The organism is Dyella sp. KRB-257, from assembly GCF_049445995.1.
Lineage (GTDB): Bacteria > Pseudomonadota > Gammaproteobacteria > Xanthomonadales > Rhodanobacteraceae > Dyella_A.
Genome location: NZ_JBMSDZ010000003.1, coordinates 114,658 through 134,213, shown reverse-complemented (window position 1 = coordinate 134,213; position 19,556 = coordinate 114,658). Strand labels below are relative to the sequence as shown.

Here is a 19,556-nt window from a genome sequence, read left to right as displayed (position 1 = left end):
CGCCCCTCATTTCTTGCGCATGCGGCTGCAGATGTGAACTGCGCGTGTGCACCGATGCACGACCGCGTTCGCACCGTCTGCGCTCCGCTGAACGCGCAAACCGGCACCCACGGTGTGTTCACGGCCGGCTTGGTGCCATGTCCCGCGGGAGCCACACGGGCAACCGACTGCCTGCGGGCAGGGTCATCCAAGAGAGAGGAGAAGCACCATGCGTACCCATCTGATCCGCAAGAACCTGGTCGCCATGGGCCTGATCGCCGCCTTCGCCGCCGCGCCGCTGGCGCAGGTCGCCGCGCAGGAGAGCATGCCGAAGGACGCGACCCAACAGACCGTGCCGGACAAGGCCGCCGATGCGTGGATCACCACCAAGGTGAAGTCCGAATTCGCCACCACCAAGGGCGTGGACGCCACCGACATCTCAGTCAGCACCAACAATGGCGTGGTGACGTTGAGCGGCCACGTCGGCAGTTCTGCCGAAAAGGCGAAGGCCGAGCAGGTCGCCCGCGCGGTGAAGGGCGTCAGGAGCGTGGACACCAGCGGCTTGACCCTCGCCGCCGACGAGGATTGAGCACCGCCAGTTCACCTGCCGCCGAAACGACAAGGGGCCCTGCGGGGCCCCTTCTTTTCGTGCATGGTCGCGCGCCACCTCAGCGGCGCAGCAGGCCGCCGCCGAACTGGTTCTTCTCGCGCGACTCTTCCAGCTCCACGCCGTCCAGGCCCTGCGACAGCGTGTGCGCGTCGCCGCCCTGGGAGAGCTTGATGCGCAGGCGCACCTCGTTCGAGCTGTCGGCGTGGCGCAGCGCGTCCTCGTAGCTGATCTCGCCGGCGTGATAGAGCTCCACCAGGCTCTGGTCGAAGGTCTTCATTCCCAAGTTGGTGGATTCCTTCATCACTTCCTTGAGCTTGTGGATCTCGCCCTGGCGGATGTAGTCCTGCACCAGTGGCGTGCCCAGCAGGATTTCCACCGCCACCCGGCGCGCCTTGCCGTCGGGGGTGGGAATGAGCTGCTGCGCCACGATGCCCTTGAGGTTCAGCGACAGGTCCATGAACAGCTGCTGGCGGCGATCTTCCGGGAAGAAGTGCAGGATGCGGTCCATCGCCTGATTGGCGTTGTTCGCATGCAGCGTGCACAGGCACAGATGGCCGGTCTCGGAGAAGTTGATCGCGTGCTCCATCGTCTCGCGGGTGCGCACCTCGCCGATCATGATCACGTCCGGCGCCTGGCGCAGGGTGTTCTTCAGCGCGTTTTCCCAGCTTTCGGTGTCGATGCCGAGCTCGCGCTGGGTGATGATGCAGCCCTCGTGCTTGTGCACGTATTCGATCGGGTCCTCGATGGTGATGATGTGACCGGTCGAGTTGGCGTTGCGGTAGCCGATCATCGCCGCCAGCGAGGTGGATTTGCCGGTGCCGGTACCGCCCACGAAGATGATGATGCCGCGCTTGGTCATCGCCAGCTGCTTGACCACCGGCGGCAGCGTGAGCTCCTCGATGGTGGGGATCTTCGACTCGATCCGGCGCAGCACCATGCCCACGCAGTTGCGCTGGTAGAAGCACGACACGCGGAAGCGGCCCACGCCCTGCGCCGAGATGGCGAACTGGCACTCGTGGGTCTTCTCGAACTCCTCGCGCTGCGAGGGCGTCATCACGTTGAGCACCATATCGCGCGACTGCTGCGGGCTGAGCGGACTCTGCGTGATCGGCACCACGCGGCCCTGCACCTTCATCGACGGCGCCACGCCTGCGGTGATGAACAGGTCCGAGGCCTTCTTGTGGACCATCAGCTTGAGGAACGAGGTGAAATCGAAATCGCTCATGGCTTTTGTCCGTGATTCGGGATGGGGGATTCGGGATTCGTCAGGAGCAAGTTGACGTCACTCCGGGACGACGCGCCCAGGATCCGATGCGGCGGCACGAATCCCGAATGACGAATCCCGAATCCCGGCGTCACTTGAAGATGTCCTTGTTCTTGGCGTAGGTGAGCGCTTCCTGGCGCGTCACCTGGCCGCGCTTGACCAGGTCCTGCAGGTTCTGGTCGAGCGTCTGCATGCCGTACTGCTGGCCGGTCTGGATCGACGAGTACATCTGCGCCACCTTGTCCTCGCGGATCAGGTTGCGGATGGCGGGAATGCCGACCATGATCTCGTGCGCCGCCATGCGCCCGCCGCCCACCTTCTTCAGCAGCGACTGCGAGATCACCGCGCGCAGCGACTCGGACAGCATCGAGCGCACCATCGGCTTTTCGCCGGCGGGGAACACGTCGATGATGCGGTCCACCGTCTTGGCCGCCGAGCTGGTGTGCAGGGTGCCGAACACCAGGTGGCCGGTTTCCGCCGCGGTCAGCGCCAGGCGGATGGTTTCCAGATCGCGCAGCTCGCCCACCAGGATGTAGTCCGGATCCTCGCGCAGCGCCGAGCGCAGCGCCTCGTTGAAGCCATGCGTGTCGCGGTGCACCTCGCGCTGGTTGACCAGGCACTTCTGCGAGGTGTGCACGAACTCGATCGGATCCTCGATCGTGAGCAGGTGGCCGTATTCGTTCTTGTTGATGTGGTCGACCATCGCCGCCAGCGTGGTCGACTTGCCCGAGCCGGTGGGGCCGGTGACCAGGATCAGGCCCTGCGGCTGCTCGATCAGCTCCTTGAAGATGCGCGGGCAGCCGAGGTCCTCCAGCGTGAGCACCTCGGAGGGAATCGTGCGGAACACCGCGCCGGCGCCGCGGTTCTGGTTGAACGCGTTGACGCGGAAACGGGCCAGGCCGGGAATCTCGAACGAGAAGTCGGTCTCGTAGAACTCCTCGTAATCGCGCCGCTGCTTGTCCGACATGATGTCGTAGATCAGCGAATGCACCTGCTTGTGTTCCAGCGCCGGGATGTTGATGCGACGCACGTCGCCGTCCACGCGGATCATCGGCGGCAGGCCTGCCGACAGGTGCAGGTCCGAGGCCTTGTTCTTCACCGAGAAGGCAAGCAGTTCGGCGATATCCATCGGGCAGTTCCCCCTCAACCGATCGTCTGAAATAAGTGTGTCTTGCGGCAATCGATGCGGGTGCCCTGCCCCGGCCGCAACCCCGCGCGCTGCCGGACGCCTGAAGCCGTTCCCGGGTCCCCCTGAACGGCTCGATACTACTCGTGCCGGGGGCGGTGCGACCAGCCCTTGCCGCCGCTTTTGCCAAGGGTGCACACCCGCGCGTCGTACCGGCCCGGCAGTGCATCGCGCGGCGCGCGCAGTGGCAACTGGGGTAAGGTAGCCGGCTGACGACCACGGGAGCGAACATGACACGCATTGCCTTCATCGGTGGCGGCAACATGGCGCGCAGCCTCATCGGCGGCCTGCTCAAGACTGCGATTCCCGCCGCCTCGATCACCGTCTCCGAACCGCAGGCCGAGTCGCGCCAGGCCCTGGCGCGCGAGTTCGGCGTGGCCACCTACGCCGAGAACCGGCTGGCCGCCGCCGAGGCCGGGGTCATCGTGCTGGCGGTGAAGCCGCAGATCATGCCGGCGATCCACGCCGAGCTGCGCGACACGCTGCAGCGCAACCGCCCGCTGCTGATCTCGATCGCCGCCGGCGTGCGGCTGGACCAGCTCGAGCGCTGGTTCGGCGCGCTGCCGATCGTGCGCTGCATGCCCAACACCCCGGCGCTGATCGGCGCCGGCGCCACCGGCCTGTGCGCCAACGCCCGGGTCAGCCCGCCGCAGCGGGCGCAGGCGCAGCACATCCTGGACGCCGCCGGGCTCACCCGCTGGGTCGACGATGAGGCGCTGATGGATACCGTCACCGGCCTCTCCGGCTCGGGCCCGGCGTATTTCTTCGCCTTCGTCGAAGCGCTGGAAGACGCCGCCGTGGCGCAGGGCCTGCCGCGCGACACCGCCCGCGCACTGGCCGCGCAGACCTGCCTGGGCGCCGGCCGCATGCTGGTGGAAAGCGGCGAGGCGCCGGGCGAACTGCGCCGCCGCGTCACCTCGCCCCACGGCACCACCCAGGCCGCGCTGGAGCGCTTTGCGGCCGACGGCCTGCCCGCTATCGTGGCGCACGCCGTTGCGGCAGCCACCCGCCGCGGCGGCGAACTGGCGGCCGAACTGGACTCCCTCTAAGTGACCTACCTGCTCAACGCCCTGTCGCTGCTGATCGAACTGGCCTTCGACCTGCTGGCCACGCTGCTCGTGCTGCGCGTGCTGGCCGAGGCGGCCCGCGCGGACTTCCACAACCCGATCAGCCAGTTCCTCTACCGCGCCACCAACCCGGTGCTCGCGCCGGTCCGCCGGGCGATCCCGAACTGGCGCCGCATCAACCTCGCCGCGCTGCTGCTGGCGTGGCTGGTGATGGTGCTCAAGAACGCGCTGCTGTTCGTGCTGCTCGGTGCCGCGCCGAACGCGGCGGGCCTGCTGGTGCTGGGGCTGGCCGACCTGATCGACTTCGTGCTGGTGTTCTACCTGGTGCTGATCTTCGGCTGGTCGCTGATGAGCATGCTGCAGGTCGATTCGCGCCAGCCGGCACTGCACCTGGCCGGCGCCATCGTCGAACCCTTGCTGCGTCCGCTGCGCGGCCGGCTGACGGTCGGCATGATCGACTTCTCGCCGATGGCGGTGATGCTGGTGATCGTGCTGGCGCGCATCCTGATCGCCGCCCCGCTGCTCGACCTGGGCAAGGCACTCACGCTGGGGCAGTGATCGGCCGGTGCGCGGCGGGTGCTTGAGGCCGGGAAAAATTCGACCGCCGTAGCGAGAGCGCCGCCAAGCGTTCGTGACAAGGTGCGCAGGGCGCAAATCCGGGGAGTTTGGTGAGCCAAATGACCCGGATTGGCGCCCAGCGCGCCGCCGGCACGGGCGTTTGGCGGCGGCCGCAGTAGGCGGGCGATTTTTTCTCGGCCTCTCAGCCCACCGCCGCCTCGATCCGCCGGCGCAGCGAAGCGTCCATCCGCGGCAACAGCTCGAGCGCACCGAGGTTCTGCGCCAGCTGCTCCAGCCGGCTGGCGCCCAGCAGCACGGTGGACACGTGCGGGTTGCCCAGACACCAGGCCAGCGCCAGCTGCGCCATCGGCACGCCCAGCTCGTCGGCGAGCGGCTGCAGCCGCTGCGCCCGCGCCACGCGGCCCTGGCGCGGATCGAGCAGTTCCTCGCGCAGCCACTCGTAGCCGGGCTGGGTCAGCCGCGCGTCGCGCGGCACTCCGTCGCGGTACTTGCCGGTGAGCAGGCCCGAGGCCAGCGGCGACCACACGGTGGTGCCCATGCCGTACTTCGCGTACAGCGGCACGTACTCGCGTTCCACCCGGTCGCGGTGCAGCAGGTTGTACTGCGGCTGCTCCACCACCGGCGCGGTGAGCTGCTGCTCGCGCGCCACGCGGTGGGCTTGCTCGATCGCCTCGGCCGGCCACTCGCTGGTGCCCCAGTAAAGCACCTTGCCCTGGCGCACCAGCAGATCCATCGCGGCCACCGTCTCGGCGATCGGCGTGTCCGGATCCGGGCGGTGGCAGAAGTAGAGGTCGAGGTAATCCACCCTCAGCCGCTTCAGCGCCTGGTGGCAGGCCTCGATCACGTGCTTGCGCGACAGCCCGCGCTGGGTCGGCTTCGGGTCGGCCACCGCGCCGAAATAGACCTTGCTCGACACGCAGTAGCTGTCGCGCGGGAAACGCAGGTCGGCCAGCACGTCGCCCATCAGTTCCTCGGCGACGCCGGCGTTGTAGGTCTCGGCGTTGTCGAAGAAATTGACCCCGCGGTCGTGCGCCAGCGCCAGCAGGTCGCGCGCCAGCGAGCGGCCCACCTGGCGGCCGAAGTTGATCCAGGCGCCGAACGAGAACACGGACAGCTGCAGGCCGGATTGGCCGAGGCGGCGATACTGCATGGAAAGGCTCCTGCGAAGACGTCAGGCCCGGCAGGATGCCAGAGGCCGCGTCACGGCAGCGGCAATGCGACGCCGCACGCGCGCATCAGCACGGTCAGCGCGAGCGCGGCGGCCACGCCAGCGACCACGTCGTCCACCATCACGCCCAGGCCGCTCTTGAGATGGCGGTCGAGCCAGCAGATCGGCCACGGCTTCCACACGTCGAACAGGCGGAACAGCACGAACCCGGCCAGCACGATCCACCACGGAGCGAACAGCGCCGGCAACAGCGCGATCCACTGGCCGACGAACTCGTCGATCACCAGGCTGCGGTGGTCGTCGACGCCGAGCAGGCGACCGGCCACGTTGCAGGCCCACACGCCCAGCGCGAACACCGCCAGCACCACCAGCAGGTACGCCGGCAGCGGCAGACCGCGCAGCAGCAGCCACGGCAGGATCGCCGCCGCCGAGCCGAAGGTGCCCTGCGCCTTGGGCGCGAGGCCCGAACCGAAGCCGCAGGCGATCCAGCCGGCGGGCGACGCCATCAGCGTGCGGCGCTGGGCGGCAGTGAGGGTCTTGCGGTCGGCCATGCTCGTCATCGTACGGTGTCGTCAGCGAAATGATCCCAGCCGCGGCGCACTGGCGTGATCCACGCGCCATCGGCGCCGCGCACGCGCACGCCGGGCGCCTCGACGATGCGGCCGATGCGCGCGGCCCCGCAGCCGAGGCGCGCCAGATCGGCCTGCACCTCGCCGGCCCGCGCCGGCGGCACGGTGAAGCACAGTTCGTAATCGTCGCCGCCGGCCAATGCGTGGTCGTGCGCCGCCGCTTCGTCGCAACTGCCGAGCAACGCGCTGGACAGCGGCAGCCGCGCCAGCTCGATTTCCGCCCCCACGGCGCTGGCCGCGCACAGATGGCCGAGGTCGGCGAGCAGGCCGTCGGAGATGTCGATGCAGGCGCTGGCCCGCCCGCGCAGCGAGAGCCCGGCCGCCACCCGCGGCAGCGGACGATGGAGGCGCGCGCGCAGGAAGGCGCGGCGCTTTTCCTCGTCGGGATCGGCACTGGGCGCCAGCCGCTGCAACCCCGCCGCCGCGTCGCCCAGCGTGCCGGTGACGAACACCAGGTCGCCCACGCGGGCGCCGTCGCGGCGCAGCGCCTGTCCCGGCGGCACGAAACCGTGCACCGCCACCGACAGCGTGAACGGACCGCACGTGGTGTCGCCGCCGACCAGCGCCACGCCGTACGCCTGCGCCAGCTGCGCGAAGCCGTCGGCGAGGCCGTCGACGCGCGCGGCCTGCGCCGCGGCCGGCAGCTCCGGCAGGGTGAGCGCGAGCAGCGCCCATGCCGGCGTGGCGCCCATCGCGGCAAGGTCGGACAGGTTCACCGCCAGCGCCTTCCAGCCGATGTCGGCCGGCGCCGTGCCGTGTGGAAAATGCACGCCCTCGACCAAGGTGTCGATCGCCACCGCCAGCTCCTGCCCGGCCGGTACGGCGAGCAGCGCGGCGTCGTCGCCCATCCCCAGGCGCACGTCCTCGCGCGCCTGCGCGGTGCGCTCGCGGAGGCGGTCGATCAGGCGAAATTCCATCAGGGCCGCGCCGGGGCCGGCACGTCGCGCGTGAACAGGCGGATCGGCGCGTCGTGGAAGATGGTGTCGCACCAGGGACGAAAACCGGCCTTCTCCGCCACGCGGATCGAAGCGGCGTTCTCCGGCGAGATGATGCAGGCCTCGCGGTGCGCGCCGAGATAGCGACCGCCCCAGGCCAGCACCGCCGCCAGCGCCTCGCTGGCATAGCCGCGCCCGTGAACCGCCGGCGCCAGCACCCAGCCCAGTTCGAGCATGCCGTCCAGCGAAGGGGTGATCTCGCGCTGGAAGTCGGCGTAGCCAAGGTCGCCGACCAGTGCGCCGGTGGCCTTGTCTTCCAACGCCCAGAAGCCGACACCGAGCAGCGGCCACATGCCGCCGTAGCGCAGCAGGCGCATCCACACGTCCTGGCGCGTGGCCGGCTCGCCGCCGATGTGGCGGTAGACCTCCGGCGCGGACCAGATCGCGTGCAGCGCATCGAGATCGTCCGCGCGGTGCGCACGCAGGCGCAGGCGCAGCGTCTCCAGCACGGGCGCCTGCCGCAGCACCGACGCGCCGGCCAGGGTGAACGCCATCAGCCGCGCTTCTCCGCCGCGCGCAGCTGCGCGGCCAGCTTGTCCAGCACGCCATTGACGTAGCTGTGGCCGTGATCGGCGCCGAAACGCTTGGTGACCTCGATCGCCTCGTTGATCACCACGCGGTACGGCACGTCGGGGCGATGGCCCAGCTCGTACGCGGCCAGGCGCAATGCGGCGCGCTCGATCGGATCGATCTGCGCCACCTCGCGGTCGATGTGCGGGCGCAGGCTGGCGTCCAGCGCATCGACGTGCTTTTCCACGCCGTGCAGCAGGTCCTCGAAGTATTCGAGGTCGGCGATCTCCATGTCCTGCTCGTGGCGGAACTGCTCGATCACCGCGTTCATGTGGCTGCCCGACAGCTGCCACGCGTACAGCGCCTGCAGCGCACGACGACGCGCGCGCGAACGCGCGGCCATGTCGATGCCGTGGCTCGGCGGCGCCATCACAGCTGCCCGTAGAGGTTGACCATCTCCAGCGCGGCCATGGCGGCGTCGACGCCCTTGTTGCCGGCCTTGGTGCCCGAGCGCTCGATGGCCTGCTCGATGGAATCGGTGGTCAGCACGCCGAAGGCGACCGGCACACCGGTGTCCAGCCCAGCCCTGGCCAGGCCCTTGGCGCATTCGCCGGCGACGTAGTCGAAGTGCGGGGTGGCGCCGCGGATCACCGCGCCCAGTGCGATCACCGCGGCGTACTTGCCCGAGGCCGCCAGCTTGTGCGCGGCCAGCGCGATTTCCCAGGCGCCCGGCACGCGGATCAGCGCGATGTCATCGTCCTTCACGCCGTGGCGCACCAGCGCATCACGCGCGCCGGCCACCAGCGGCTCCACCACGAAGCCGTTGAAGCGACCGGCGACGATGGCGAAGCGGCCCTTGGGCGTGGCGAAGTTGCCTTCGATGATCTTCATGGAAACACTTCCTCGATGGGCGCCGGCCCGTGCTGGCCGGCCATTTTACGGGTTTGTCCGCACGGCTGCTCGCCCGCGCGAAGGTGAACAGGCGACGGTCACACCAGGTGCGGATAGCCGGAGAACGTCAGCGTGGCCGCCGTGCCGGCCACCTGCAGCCGTGCCGGCGCGCCGAACGGCAGGGTGAACTTGTCGGCTGCGTGGCCGAACGGCAATCCATCCAGCACCGGGATGCCGGCGACAGAGCGGACCTGCGCAAAGGCCTGCGCCAGGTCGTAGCCGTTGTCGTAGGCGCTGGGCCGGCATTGGCTGAAATCGCCCAGCAGCAGCGCCCGCTGGCGTCCCAGTACGCCGGACAGATGCAACTGGTAAAGCATCCGTTCGATCCGGAACGGCGGCTCGCCCACGTCCTCCACGAACAGGATGCCGCCGTCGATGCGCGGAAAATACGGCGTGCCGAGCAAGCTGCACAGGATCGCCAGGTTGCCGCCCCAGACGAGGCCCTCGACATCCACTGCATGCTCGCCGGAGGTGCTCCACGTCGCCTGCCCCTCGGGCGAGCGCAGCGTCTCCCACACGTGGGCGAGGGTCAGCGCACTCGGGTCGACCGCACCGAAATCGGGACCGAGCATCGGTCCGCCAAAGGTGACCAGGCCGATCTTCGCGAACAGCGCCAGCTGGATCGCGGTGAAGTCGCTATGCCCGACCAGCGCCAGCGGCGTGCCGACGAGGCGCTCCAGCAGCCGGCCGTAGTCCAGGTGCGGCAGCAGCCGCGTGGCGCCATAACCGCCGCGCACCGACAGCGCGATGTCCGGCAGTTGCTCCATCGCCGCCAGCGCATTGATGTCGCCGGCACGTTGCCCATCGCTGCCGGCGAAGCGCAGCTCCGCCCGCTCGAGCACCTCGACGCCCCGCACCTCGCAGCCGGCCGCACGCAATCGTGCCACCCCACGCGCCATCGCCTCGCGATCGTGCGGGTAACCGGATGGGGCGATGAGCTGGACGCGCGTTTCGGACATGGGTGCGGCTCGCGAGCGGTAGGAGCGCACCCTGTGCGCGAAATGCTTTTGCTCCTGATCGACGTCAAAGCAGCAGCATTCGCGCACAGGGTGCGCTCCTGCCGCAACATAGCAAGCTTCTCGCTCAGACGTACTCGACCACCTCCAGCCCGAAGCCGCCCAGGCCGACCAGCTTGCGCGGGGTGCCGATCACCCGCAGCCGGTGCACACCGAGGTCGGCCATGATCTGCGCGCCCAGACCGAGCTGGCGCCACTGGTTGTGCTGGGCGTCCTCGTCGCTGACCGTGGCCGGCTGGCCCTTGAGCCGGGCCAGCAGGGCCTCGGGGGTGTCCTCGCCGGAGAGCACCAGCAGCACGCCGCGGCCCTCGTCGGCGATGCGCCGCAGCGCGGCGGTGACGGTGAGGCCGAGGTCGTCGCGGGTCAGGTGCAGCACGTCGGACAGGGTGTTGCGCACGTGCACGCGGCTGAGCACCGGGGCGCCGTCGTCCACCGTGCCGCGCACCAGCGCGAAGTGCAGGCCGCGGCGGATCGCGTCGCGGTAGGCGACGAGGCGGAACGCGCCGAACTCGGTCTGCACGTTTTCCTCGTGCACCCGCTCCACGGTCTTCTCGGTCTCCAGCCGGTAGCGGATGAGATCGGCGATGGTGCCGATCTTCAGGCCGTGTTTTTTTGCGAACACCTCCAGCTCGGGGCGGCGCGCCATCGAACCGTCCTCGTGCAGGATCTCGATCAGCACCGAGGCCGGCTCCAGCCCGGCCAGCGCGGCCAGGTCGCAGCCCGCCTCGGTGTGCCCGGCGCGGGTCAGCACGCCGCCCGGCTGCGCGGTGAGCGGGAACACGTGGCCCGGCTGCGAGAGATCCTGCGGCTTCGCGTCGGACTTCACCGCCACCTGGATGGTGCGGGCGCGATCGTGCGCCGAGATGCCGGTGGTGACGCCCTCGGCCGCCTCGATCGAGACGGTGAAGTTGGTGTGGTACGGCGAGGTGTTGTCGCTCACCATGGGCTTGAGGCCGAGCTGGCGCGTGCGCTGCTCGGTGAGCGTGAGGCACAGCAGGCCGCGCGCCTCGCGCACCATGAAGTTCACGTCCTCCGGCCGCACCATCTGCGCGGCCATCACGATGTCGCCCTCGTTCTCGCGGTCCTCGTCGTCGAGGATCACGACCATGCGGCCGGCGCGGATGTCTTCGAGGATCTCGGGGATGGTGTTGAAGGGCATGGCGGTATCCGTGATGGTTTCCTTCTCCCGCTGGGAGAAGGTGCCCCGAAGGGGCGGATGAGGGTTCGGGCGGAGCGCAGCGTCACGCTTGCGCACGGACCCTCACCCCAACCCCTCTCCCGACGGGAGAGGGGCTACGACGTCAGGCAAAGCCGTGCTGCTTGAGAAACTCGACATCGATGCCGGACGCCTGAGCGCCGCCGATCAGCCGCTCGACGTAGCGCGCGATCACGTCCACCTCGATGTTCACCGCGTCGCCCACGCGGCGGGCGTGGAAGGCGGTGTGCTCGACCGTGTGCGGGATCAGGTTGACGCCGAAGCGCGCGCCGCTCACCTCGTTGACGGTGAGGCTGGTGCCGTCGATGCACACCGAGCCCTTGGCCGCGATGTAGCGCGCGATCGACGCCGGCACCTCGAAGGTCCAGCGCTGCGAGCGGCCGTCCGGAGTGATCGACACCACCTTGCCGACGCCGTCGACGTGGCCGGACACCAGGTGTCCGCCAAGCCGGTCGGCCAGCCGCAACGCCTTCTCCAGGTTCACCGGGTCGCCGGCCTTGAGCTGGCCCAGGGTGGTGAGCGACAGCGTTTCGTTGGAGACGTCGGCGCCGAAGCCGTGCGCGTCCAGCGTGACGGCGGTGAGGCACACGCCGGAGACGGCGATCGAGTCGCCCAATTGCACGTCGGCCAGATCGAGGCCGGCGGTGTCGACCACCAGCCGCACGTCGCCGCCGCGCGGTTCCAGCCGCACGATGCGGCCCACGCTCTGGATGATGCCGGTAAACATCAGCGCAGCTCCCGGATGGAAATGGCACCGTGGCGTGTCGGCTCGATGGTCATCGCAACGTTCCCGCGTGAAAAGCGTGAAACGCCCCAGGGCATGAGGCCGGCACGCGGCGCTCGGGCCACGCGTCGAACCGTCTTCGCTTTATCCGGACTGTGAGGAAGCGGCTGCCCGCTCCCAACCGTCGGCTCCGGCATCGGACCGGATCTGCTGGACCCTTCGCCGGGGAGCGTGGCCGGCAGAAACGCAAGCGGCTGCGGCTGCGCGGTGTTGGCCAGCTTTTCCGCTCCTTATTCGTTGAATAGCTACGGCTATTCGCCTCAAACGATCGAAAAATCTGACGCAAAACCGCTTTGCCTCACTCACTTGGTTCCTGCCGCCCACGCTCCTTGCGGCGAAGGCGCTCGCGGGCTCGCTTCGCGGGTCGCCCCGCTCCACCTACCGCCGGTGGGGAATTTCGCCCCGCCCTGAAGACGCTGTGATCGGTTGTCGCTGGCGAACCAGCCGGCGGATTCTAGCAGCCTGTCGGGCTTTGCTGGTCGAGGCGAGAATTCGGCTGTGCGAGGACAGATTTTCGCCGCTTCGCCGGCCCATAGTGGTTCTATGGGTCAAGAAGCGGCGGAAATAGGGACCGCACAGACGGATTCGCAGCCCGGCCGAGCAAAGTCCGACAGGCTGCTAGCACCCGCCGGTCGACGGGCCTGGCGCGTCGGCGGGGGAAGCAGCGTTCGCTCTGGCAGACAACCGCCAGACCCACCGCGTCGCGACTGAAGTCGCTCCCACGAGAGCGATGGGCTTCAGGGGTTTTGTGGGAGGGGCTTCAGCCCCGACGATCCGGTACCAGACGCAGCCGCCAGTCCGTGCCCACCATGCGCTGGTCGATCGTGCGCAGCTGCCAGCGCTCGGCCATCTCGCCGAGGCTCGGCAACTGCAGCAGCGGGCGGGCTTGGTCGCCGAGCAGCACCGGCGCCACGTACAGCAGCAGTTCGTCGACCAGACCGGCGGCCAGCAGCGCGCCGCCCAGCACCGGACCGGCCTCCACGTGCACCTCGTTGACCTGTCGCGCGGCCAGCAGCGCCAGCACGGCGGCCAGATCCAATCGACCGTCGCGAACGGGCACCGCGAAGCACTCGACGCGTGCGAAACGATCATCGTCGGCCTCCACACCCGCGCCGTGCAGTATCAGCGTGGGTGCGGAACCGTCCAGCACATGGCTGCCGGCCGGTGTGCGCAGCCGGCGATCCAGCACGACGCGCAGGGGCGCAAAAGCCTCCCCCTCTCCCCAACCTTCTCCCCCGGCCGAGCCGGGGGAGAGGGAGCCAGGGCGCGCGGCATTCCGATCGTTTTCGACGGCAGCGCTGATCGAGGGGGAGCCGAGGTGTGCGGCATCCTGCACCTCTTCCACGGCAGCAGCGGAGCCAGGGTCCACGGTTTGCAAGCCCTCTCCCCCAAGCGCGCCTGGGGGAGAGGGTTGAGTGAAGGGGGGCTTTGATGAAATCAAAGCGGCAGCCGCTTCGCTACGCCCCGCGCCCCCGGCGAAACCTGGAGCGGCGCAGGCGATCGGCAACCGCACGGTGAGCCGCGGATTGTCGGCCAGCACGGTGCCGCTGCCGGTGAGGATGGCCGAACTGCGCGCGCGCCAGCGCTGGCCGTCGGCACGCGCCGCCTCGCCGGTGATCCACTGCGAGGCGCCGTTGGCCAGCGCGGTGCGGCCGTCCAGGCTCATCGCCAGCTTGACCCGCACGAAGGGACGTCCGTTCTCGATGCGGCGGAAGAACCCCACGTTGAGTTCGCGCGCCGGCTCGCGCAGCAGCCCCGTCTCGATCGCGATGCCGGCAGCGCGCAACCGCGCCAGCCCCGCACCTTCGGCCTGCGAGGTGTCCTCGGCGGCGATCACCACGCGCGCCACGCCGGCAGCGATCAACGCATTGGCGCACGGCGGCGTGCGGCCGTGCAGGCCGCAGGGTTCCAGCGTGACGTAGACGGTGGCGCCACGGGTCCGCTCGCCGGCGGCGCGCAGGGCGACCACTTCGGCATGCGGACCGCCGGCGCGCCGGTGCCAGCCCTCGCCCACCACGGCATCGCCGTGGGCGATCACGCAGCCCACGCGCGGGTTCGGCTGGGTGGTGAACAGCCCGCGCTCGGCCAGCGCGAGGGCACGCGCCATGTGTCGGTGGTCGGTTGCTGTGAATGGCATGGGGCGAGGAGTGAGTGAGGAGTGAGAAGTGAGAGAAAGCATCCGACCGGGGCTCAAGCATCCCTCATTCCGGAAACAACCAGGATGCTGCGCCTTTCATGGGGCTACGCGAGTTTCCCAACGGTAGTGACGCCCGACAACCGACCGCGCTCTGATCAAGCTGATGTTGGAACGGGATAGCGATGGGAATTTCCAACCATGCACTCGCCCTCTGCCCCTCACTTCTCGCTCTTGCGCGTTTTCCTGGCCGCCGCGTCGCCGCCGAGCAGCGACAGCTGCAGCTTTTCCAGCTCCGGCAGGTCGCGTTCGAGCTTCTCGATCTCCTCGCGAAACGCCTGCACGTCCTCGAACTTGCGGTAGACCGAGGCGAAGCGCACGTAGGCGACCTGGTCGAGCTTGCCCAGCTCGCGCATCACCAGCTCGCCGATGTGGCGCGAGGTCACCTCGCGCTCGCCGCTGCGGCGCAGGTCGTTGATGATCTCGCGCACCGAGGTATCCACGTCATGACTGGGTACGGGGCGCTTCTGCAGCGCGCGCTCGAAGCTGGTGCGCAACTTGCGCTCGTCGAACGGCTCGCGCCGCTCGCCGCTCTTGACGATCGCCGGCAGCTTCAGCTCGGCCGTCTCGTAGGTGTTGAAGCGCTCGCCGCACTGCGGACACTCGCGCCGGCGGCGCACGGTGGCACCGTCGTCGGCCAGGCGCGAGTCGATCACGCGGGTGTCTTCGTGCTGGCAGAAGGGGCAATGCATGCTTTACGGGAGTCGTGAAACGGGATTCGGGATTCGATGAAAGCGGGAGCTCACGGGGATGCCGGCTCTCACGAATCCCGAATCACGTATCCCGAATTCCAGCCTCTCAGCCATACACCGGAAACTTCCTGCACTGCGCCTCGACCTTGGCCCGCACCGCGGCGATCACCGCCTCGTCGGCCGGCGCGTCGAGCACGTCGCAGATCCAGTTGGCCAGCTCCACGCAGTCCGCTTCAAGGTAGCCGCGGGTGGTGACGGCGGGGGTGCCCACGCGCAGGCCGGAGGTGACGAAGGGCTTCTGCGGGTCGTTCGGCACGGCGTTCTTGTTCACGGTGATGTGCGCCTTGCCCAGCGCCGCCTCCGCGTCCTTGCCGGTGACGCCCTTGCCGATCATGTCGATCAGCATCAGGTGGTTCTCGGTACCGCCGGAGACGATCTTGTAGCCGCGCGCGATGATGGTCCGGGCCATCGCCTGCGCGTTCTTCACCACCTGTTGCTGGTACGCCTTGAATTCCGGCTCCAGCGCTTCCTTGAAGGCCACCGCCTTGGCCGCGATCACGTGCATCAGCGGACCACCCTGGATGCCGGGGAAGACGATGGACTGCAGCTTCTTCTCGATCTCCTCGGCCGCCTCCCCCATGCCCCGCCTGCTGGCGACGATGATGCCGCCGCGCGGACCGCGCAGGGTCTTGTGGGTGGTGGAGGTGACCACGTGGGCGTGCGGCAGCGGGCTGGGGTAGACGCCGGCGGCGACCAGTCCGGCGACGTGCGCCATGTCCACGAACAGCCAGGCACCCACCTTGTCGGCGATGGCGCGGAAGCGCGCCCAGTCCAGCACCTGCGAGTAGGCGCTGAAGCCGGCCACGATCATCTTCGGCCTATGTTCCAGCGCGAGGCGCTCGACCTCGTCCATGTCGACGATGCCGTTGGCGTCCACGCCGTACTGCACGGCGTCGAGGATCTTGCCGGACAGGTTGACCTTGGCACCGTGGGTGAGGTGGCCGCCGTGGGCCAGGCTCATGCCGAGGATCTTGTCGCCCGGCTGCAGCAGGGCGAAGTACACCGCCTGGTTGGCCTGCGAGCCCGAATGCGGCTGCACGTTGGCGTAGTCGGCACCGAACAGCTGCTTGACCCGGTCGATCGCCAGCTTCTCGGCCACATCCACGTATTCGCAGCCGCCGTAGTAGCGCTTGCCCGGGTAGCCCTCGGCGTACTTGTTGGTGAGCTTGGAGCCCTGGGCCTCCATCACGCGCGGACTGGCGTAGTTCTCCGAGGCGATCAGCTCGACGTGATCCTCCTGGCGGCGACCTTCATCGGCGATGGCCTGGGTCAGTTCGGGGTCGTAACCGGCGATCGTGCAGTCCTTCGGGAACATTCTGGCCTCGGGGGTTGGCAAGCAGGACAAGCGCAAAATTGTAGCGCCGCGGGGCCCTTGCGGCCACTGACGCCGCCTGCCGTAGGAGCGCACCCTGTGCGCGAATGCTCTTGCTCTTGCTCTTACGGACGTTTCGACAAGAGCATTCGCGCACAGAACCTGCCCTCGACTCGATCGGGGGGTGCGCTCCGGCGAATCGGGGCATTCAAGGTGCCCTACAATGTGCGGTTTAGCGATTCATCATTCGCTGCCCGCCTCACCTGGGCGGCGCGACACACGCCTTCGGAGACTCCATGAGTTCGCAGTACATCTACACCATGAACGGGGTGAGCAAGATCGTTCCCCCGAAACGCCAGATCATCAAGGACATCTCGCTCAGCTTCTTCCCCGGCGCCAAGATCGGCCTGCTGGGCGTGAACGGCGCCGGCAAGTCCACCGTACTGCGGATCATGGCCGGCGTGGACAAGGACTTTCAGGGCGAAGCCCGTGCCCAGCCCGGCACCAAGATCGGCTACCTGGCGCAGGAGCCGGACCTGAATCCGGAAAAGACCGTGCGCGAAGTAGTCGAGGAAGGCGTGTCCGAGATCCTCGATGCGCAGAAGCGCCTCGAAGAGGTCTACGCGGCGTACGCCGAGGAAGGCGCTGATTTCGACAAGCTGGCCAAGGAGCAGGAGCAGTTGGAAAACCTGCTGGCCGCCAACGATGCCCATGCGCTGGAGCGCCAGCTCGAAGTGGCCGCCGACGCGCTGCGCCTGCCGCCGTGGGATGCCAGGGTCGGCCCTCTGTCCGGCGGCGAGAAGCGCCGCGTGGCGCTGTGCCGCCTGCTGCTGTCCAAGCCGGACATGCTGCTGCTGGACGAACCCACCAACCACCTGGACGCCGAGTCGGTGGACTGGCTGGAGCAGTTCCTGCACGACTACCCCGGCACCGTGGTGGCGGTCACCCATGACCGCTACTTCCTCGACAACGCCGCCGAGTGGATCCTCGAACTCGATCGCGGCCGCGGCATCCCGTGGAAGGGCAACTACACCGAATGGCTGGAGCAGAAGGACGCCCGCCTGAAGCAGGAAGCCAGCCAGGAAAAGTCGCGGCAGAAGGCGATCGCCAAGGAGCTGGAGTGGGTGCGTTCGGCCGCCAAGGGCCGCCAGTCCAAGGGCAAGGCCCGCCTGGCCCGCTTCGAGGAACTGAACTCGGTCGACTACCAGCGCCGCAACGAGACGAATGAAATCTTCATCCCGCCGGGCGAGCGCCTGGGCCAGGAAGTGATCGAGTTCAAGAACGTGACCAAGTCGTTCGGCGACCGCGTGCTGATCGAGGACCTGTCGTTCAAGGTGCCGCCGGGCGCGATCATCGGCGTGATCGGCCCCAACGGCGCCGGCAAATCCACCCTGATGAAGATGATCATGGGCAAGGAAACGCCGGACTCGGGCGAGGTGAAGCTGGGCCACACCACCAAGCTCGCCTACGTCGACCAGTCGCGCGACGCGCTCGACCCGAAGAACAACGTATGGCAGGAAGTCTCCGGCGGCTCGGACATCCTCACCATCGGCAACTTCGAGATCCAGTCGCGCGCCTACCTCGGCCGCTTCAACTTCAAGGGCACCGATCAGCAGAAGATCGTCGGCAGCCTGTCCGGCGGCGAGCGCGGCCGCCTGCACATGGCCAAGACCCTGCTGCAGGGCGGCAACGTGCTGCTGCTCGACGAACCGTCCAACGACCTGGACGTGGAAACCCTGCGCGCGCTGGAAGACGCCCTGCTGGAATTCCCCGGCAGCGCGATCGTGATCTCGCATGACCGCTGGTTCCTCGACCGCATCGCCACCCACATCATCGCCTTCGAAGGCGACTCGCACGTGGAGTTCTTCCCCGGCAACTACAACGAGTACGAGGCCGACAAGAAGCGCCGCCTCGGCGACGAAGGCGCCCGTCCGCACCGCGTGAAGTACAAGAAGCTGGTCTGAGAGGCTGAGAACGGGACTTTGATCCAAAGCCCCTTTCGACCAAGCCGGTTCGGGGAAAGGGCTGGATGAAGAGTTAAAGGATCAAAGGCAAAACCGCCCCCTCACCCCAACCCTCTCCCCCAACAAACAGCCGTTGGGGGAGAGGGAGCAAGGACGCGGCGCTGCTCGAAGCCCTCTCCCCCGAGCTCGCTCGGGGGAGAGGGTTGGGTGAGGGGGAGGCTTTTTGCTCCTGCTTTCCAGAGCCGCAAGGGCCGCCCCTCTCCCCAGCCCTCTCCCCCAACAAACAGCCGTTGGGGGAGAGGGAGCTAGAGCGGCACCGCCGCAGCCATGGTCGCCACGCGATCGAACAACGGGAGACTCCAATGCATTTCATGCAATCCCTGCAACAAGCGTGGGCACGCAACGACTCGCTGGTCTGCGTCGGCCTCGATCCCGAGCTGGGCAAGCTGCCGGCGCATCTGCAGGGGCGGCCCGACGCGGTGTTCGAGTTCTGCGCCGCGATCGTCGACGCCACCGCCGACCTTGCCTGCGCGTTCAAACCGCAGATCGCCCACTTCGCCGCGCTGCGCGCCGAAGACACGCTGGAGCGGCTGATCGCCTACATCCACGACAAGCACCCGGGCGTGCCGGTGATCCTCGACGCCAAGCGCGGCGACATCGGCTCCACCGCGCAGCACTACGTCAGCGAGGCGTTCGGCCGCTTCGGCGCCGACGCGGTGACGCTCAACCCGTACATGGGCCGCGACTCGATCGCGCCGTTCCTGGAGCGCGCCGACAAGGGCGTGATCCTGCTCTGTCGCACCTCCAACCCGGGCGGCGCGGATTTCCAGGCGCTGGACTGCGGCGGTGCGCCGCTCTACCTGCGCGTGGCCGAGACGGTCGCGCGCGACTGGAACGGCAACGGCAACTGCGCCCTGGTCTGCGGCGCCACGTGGCCGGAGGAACTGGGCCAGGTCCGCGCCCGCGTCGGTGACATGCCGCTGCTGGTGCCCGGCATCGGCGCCCAGGGCGGCGACGTGGCCGCTGTGCTCCGCCACGGCCTCACCGCCGATCGCACCGGCCTGATGATCAACTCCTCGCGCGGCATCCTCTATGCCGGCAGCGGCGAGGATTTCGCCACCACCGCCCGCACCGCGGCATTGGAACTGCACGACACGATCAACCAGCTGCGCCGCTGATCCGGTCGTATCGCTCGGCAGCTCAAGCAAATCTCACAGCGGTACTGGATCGCGACTGTTGCGTCGATCCGCAAATGCACCCATTCTTCGACGCCACCGCGCAATACATGGCCACTTTCTCGATGGGTGGAACAGCGCGCGGGCGAGGCGGACATGAAGCATGCGCCGCAGGAAGCCGGTGGAGGAAATGCGTCCGGCCCAC

At 68.5% G+C, this 19,556-nt stretch carries 19 protein-coding genes; 5 read left to right on the top strand and 14 right to left on the bottom strand.

Annotation, left to right across the window (positions count from 1 at the left end):
• Nucleotides 1-208 precede the first annotated feature (208 nt).
• Nucleotides 209-568 (top strand): BON domain-containing protein, encoded by a 360-nt coding sequence (locus ACO2Q2_RS03385; RefSeq protein WP_423254362.1) that lies wholly within the window; start codon nt 209-211, stop codon nt 566-568.
• A 79-nt stretch (nt 569-647) separates the two neighbouring features.
• On the opposite strand, the gene ACO2Q2_RS03380 is transcribed toward ACO2Q2_RS03385, so the two are convergent.
• Nucleotides 648-1,814, bottom strand: a complete 1,167-nt coding sequence (locus ACO2Q2_RS03380) for a PilT/PilU family type 4a pilus ATPase (RefSeq protein WP_423254361.1) — start codon at nt 1,812-1,814, stop codon at nt 648-650.
• Between the two features lie 130 nt (nt 1,815-1,944).
• Entirely contained in the window at nt 1,945-2,982 is a 1,038-nt protein-coding gene (locus ACO2Q2_RS03375; protein WP_423254360.1) for a type IV pilus twitching motility protein PilT, read from the bottom strand.
• 287 nt (nt 2,983-3,269) lie between these two features.
• Here ACO2Q2_RS03375 and proC point away from each other — a divergent pair, with 287 nt between their 5' ends.
• Both proC and ACO2Q2_RS03365 read left to right on the top strand, forming a co-directional pair.
• Nucleotides 3,270-4,088, top strand: coding sequence for a pyrroline-5-carboxylate reductase (gene proC / locus ACO2Q2_RS03370; protein ID WP_423254359.1), 819 nt, complete (start codon nt 3,270-3,272; stop codon nt 4,086-4,088).
• Nucleotides 4,089-4,664, top strand: a complete 576-nt coding sequence (locus ACO2Q2_RS03365; RefSeq protein WP_423254358.1) for a YggT family protein — start codon at nt 4,089-4,091, stop codon at nt 4,662-4,664.
• 202 nt (nt 4,665-4,866) lie between these two features.
• On the opposite strand, the gene ACO2Q2_RS03360 is transcribed toward ACO2Q2_RS03365, so the two are convergent.
• From ACO2Q2_RS03360 to glyA, 12 genes are all read right to left on the bottom strand, one after another.
• Nucleotides 4,867-5,835, bottom strand: coding sequence for a potassium channel beta subunit family protein (locus ACO2Q2_RS03360; protein ID WP_423254357.1), 969 nt, complete (start codon nt 5,833-5,835; stop codon nt 4,867-4,869).
• A gap of 50 nt (nt 5,836-5,885) precedes the next feature.
• Entirely contained in the window at nt 5,886-6,404 is a 519-nt protein-coding gene (locus ACO2Q2_RS03355) for a phosphatidylglycerophosphatase A (RefSeq protein WP_423254356.1), read from the bottom strand.
• Between the two features lie 5 nt (nt 6,405-6,409).
• Nucleotides 6,410-7,399, bottom strand: coding sequence for a thiamine-phosphate kinase (gene thiL, locus ACO2Q2_RS03350; RefSeq protein ID WP_423254355.1), 990 nt, complete (start codon nt 7,397-7,399; stop codon nt 6,410-6,412).
• On the bottom strand, nt 7,399-7,971 hold the full coding sequence (locus tag ACO2Q2_RS03345) for a GNAT family N-acetyltransferase (RefSeq protein ID WP_423254354.1): 573 nt from the start codon (nt 7,969-7,971) through the stop codon (nt 7,399-7,401). Before ACO2Q2_RS03345 ends, thiL begins: the two co-directional genes overlap by 1 nt.
• On the bottom strand, nt 7,971-8,417 hold the full coding sequence (gene nusB / locus ACO2Q2_RS03340) for a transcription antitermination factor NusB (protein ID WP_423254353.1): 447 nt from the start codon (nt 8,415-8,417) through the stop codon (nt 7,971-7,973). Before nusB ends, ACO2Q2_RS03345 begins: the two co-directional genes overlap by 1 nt.
• Nucleotides 8,417-8,878 carry a 6,7-dimethyl-8-ribityllumazine synthase gene (ribE, locus tag ACO2Q2_RS03335; RefSeq protein ID WP_423254352.1) on the bottom strand — a complete coding sequence of 154 codons (462 nt, stop codon included), beginning with the start codon at nt 8,876-8,878 and terminating at the stop codon, nt 8,417-8,419. Before ribE ends, nusB begins: the two co-directional genes overlap by 1 nt.
• Nucleotides 8,879-8,976: 98 nt before the next feature.
• Nucleotides 8,977-9,897, bottom strand: coding sequence for a muramoyltetrapeptide carboxypeptidase (gene ldcA / locus ACO2Q2_RS03330; RefSeq protein WP_423254351.1), 921 nt, complete (start codon nt 9,895-9,897; stop codon nt 8,977-8,979).
• Between the two features lie 124 nt (nt 9,898-10,021).
• Complete coding sequence (gene ribBA, locus ACO2Q2_RS03325) at nt 10,022-11,113, bottom strand: bifunctional 3,4-dihydroxy-2-butanone-4-phosphate synthase/GTP cyclohydrolase II (protein WP_423254350.1); 1,092 nt, start codon at nt 11,111-11,113, stop codon at nt 10,022-10,024.
• Between the two features lie 142 nt (nt 11,114-11,255).
• The gene (locus tag ACO2Q2_RS03320; RefSeq protein WP_423254349.1) at nt 11,256-11,897 is read right to left on the bottom strand and encodes a riboflavin synthase; all 642 of its coding nucleotides are present in this window, start codon (nt 11,895-11,897) and stop codon (nt 11,256-11,258) included.
• An 817-nt stretch (nt 11,898-12,714) separates the two neighbouring features.
• Nucleotides 12,715-14,091, bottom strand: coding sequence for a bifunctional diaminohydroxyphosphoribosylaminopyrimidine deaminase/5-amino-6-(5-phosphoribosylamino)uracil reductase RibD (gene ribD, locus ACO2Q2_RS03315; protein ID WP_423254348.1), 1,377 nt, complete (start codon nt 14,089-14,091; stop codon nt 12,715-12,717).
• Between the two features lie 218 nt (nt 14,092-14,309).
• Entirely contained in the window at nt 14,310-14,840 is a 531-nt protein-coding gene (gene nrdR / locus ACO2Q2_RS03310) for a transcriptional regulator NrdR (protein WP_423254347.1), read from the bottom strand.
• A gap of 106 nt (nt 14,841-14,946) precedes the next feature.
• Entirely contained in the window at nt 14,947-16,215 is a 1,269-nt protein-coding gene (gene glyA / locus ACO2Q2_RS03305; protein WP_423254346.1) for a serine hydroxymethyltransferase, read from the bottom strand.
• A gap of 293 nt (nt 16,216-16,508) precedes the next feature.
• On the opposite strand from glyA, the gene ettA reads away from it, so the two are divergent.
• The gene (gene ettA / locus ACO2Q2_RS03300; protein WP_423254345.1) at nt 16,509-18,176 is read left to right on the top strand and encodes an energy-dependent translational throttle protein EttA; all 1,668 of its coding nucleotides are present in this window, start codon (nt 16,509-16,511) and stop codon (nt 18,174-18,176) included.
• Between the two features lie 362 nt (nt 18,177-18,538).
• Nucleotides 18,539-19,354, top strand: coding sequence for an orotidine-5'-phosphate decarboxylase (pyrF, locus tag ACO2Q2_RS03295; RefSeq protein ID WP_423254344.1), 816 nt, complete (start codon nt 18,539-18,541; stop codon nt 19,352-19,354).
• The last annotated feature ends 202 nt before the right edge of the window (nt 19,355-19,556 follow it).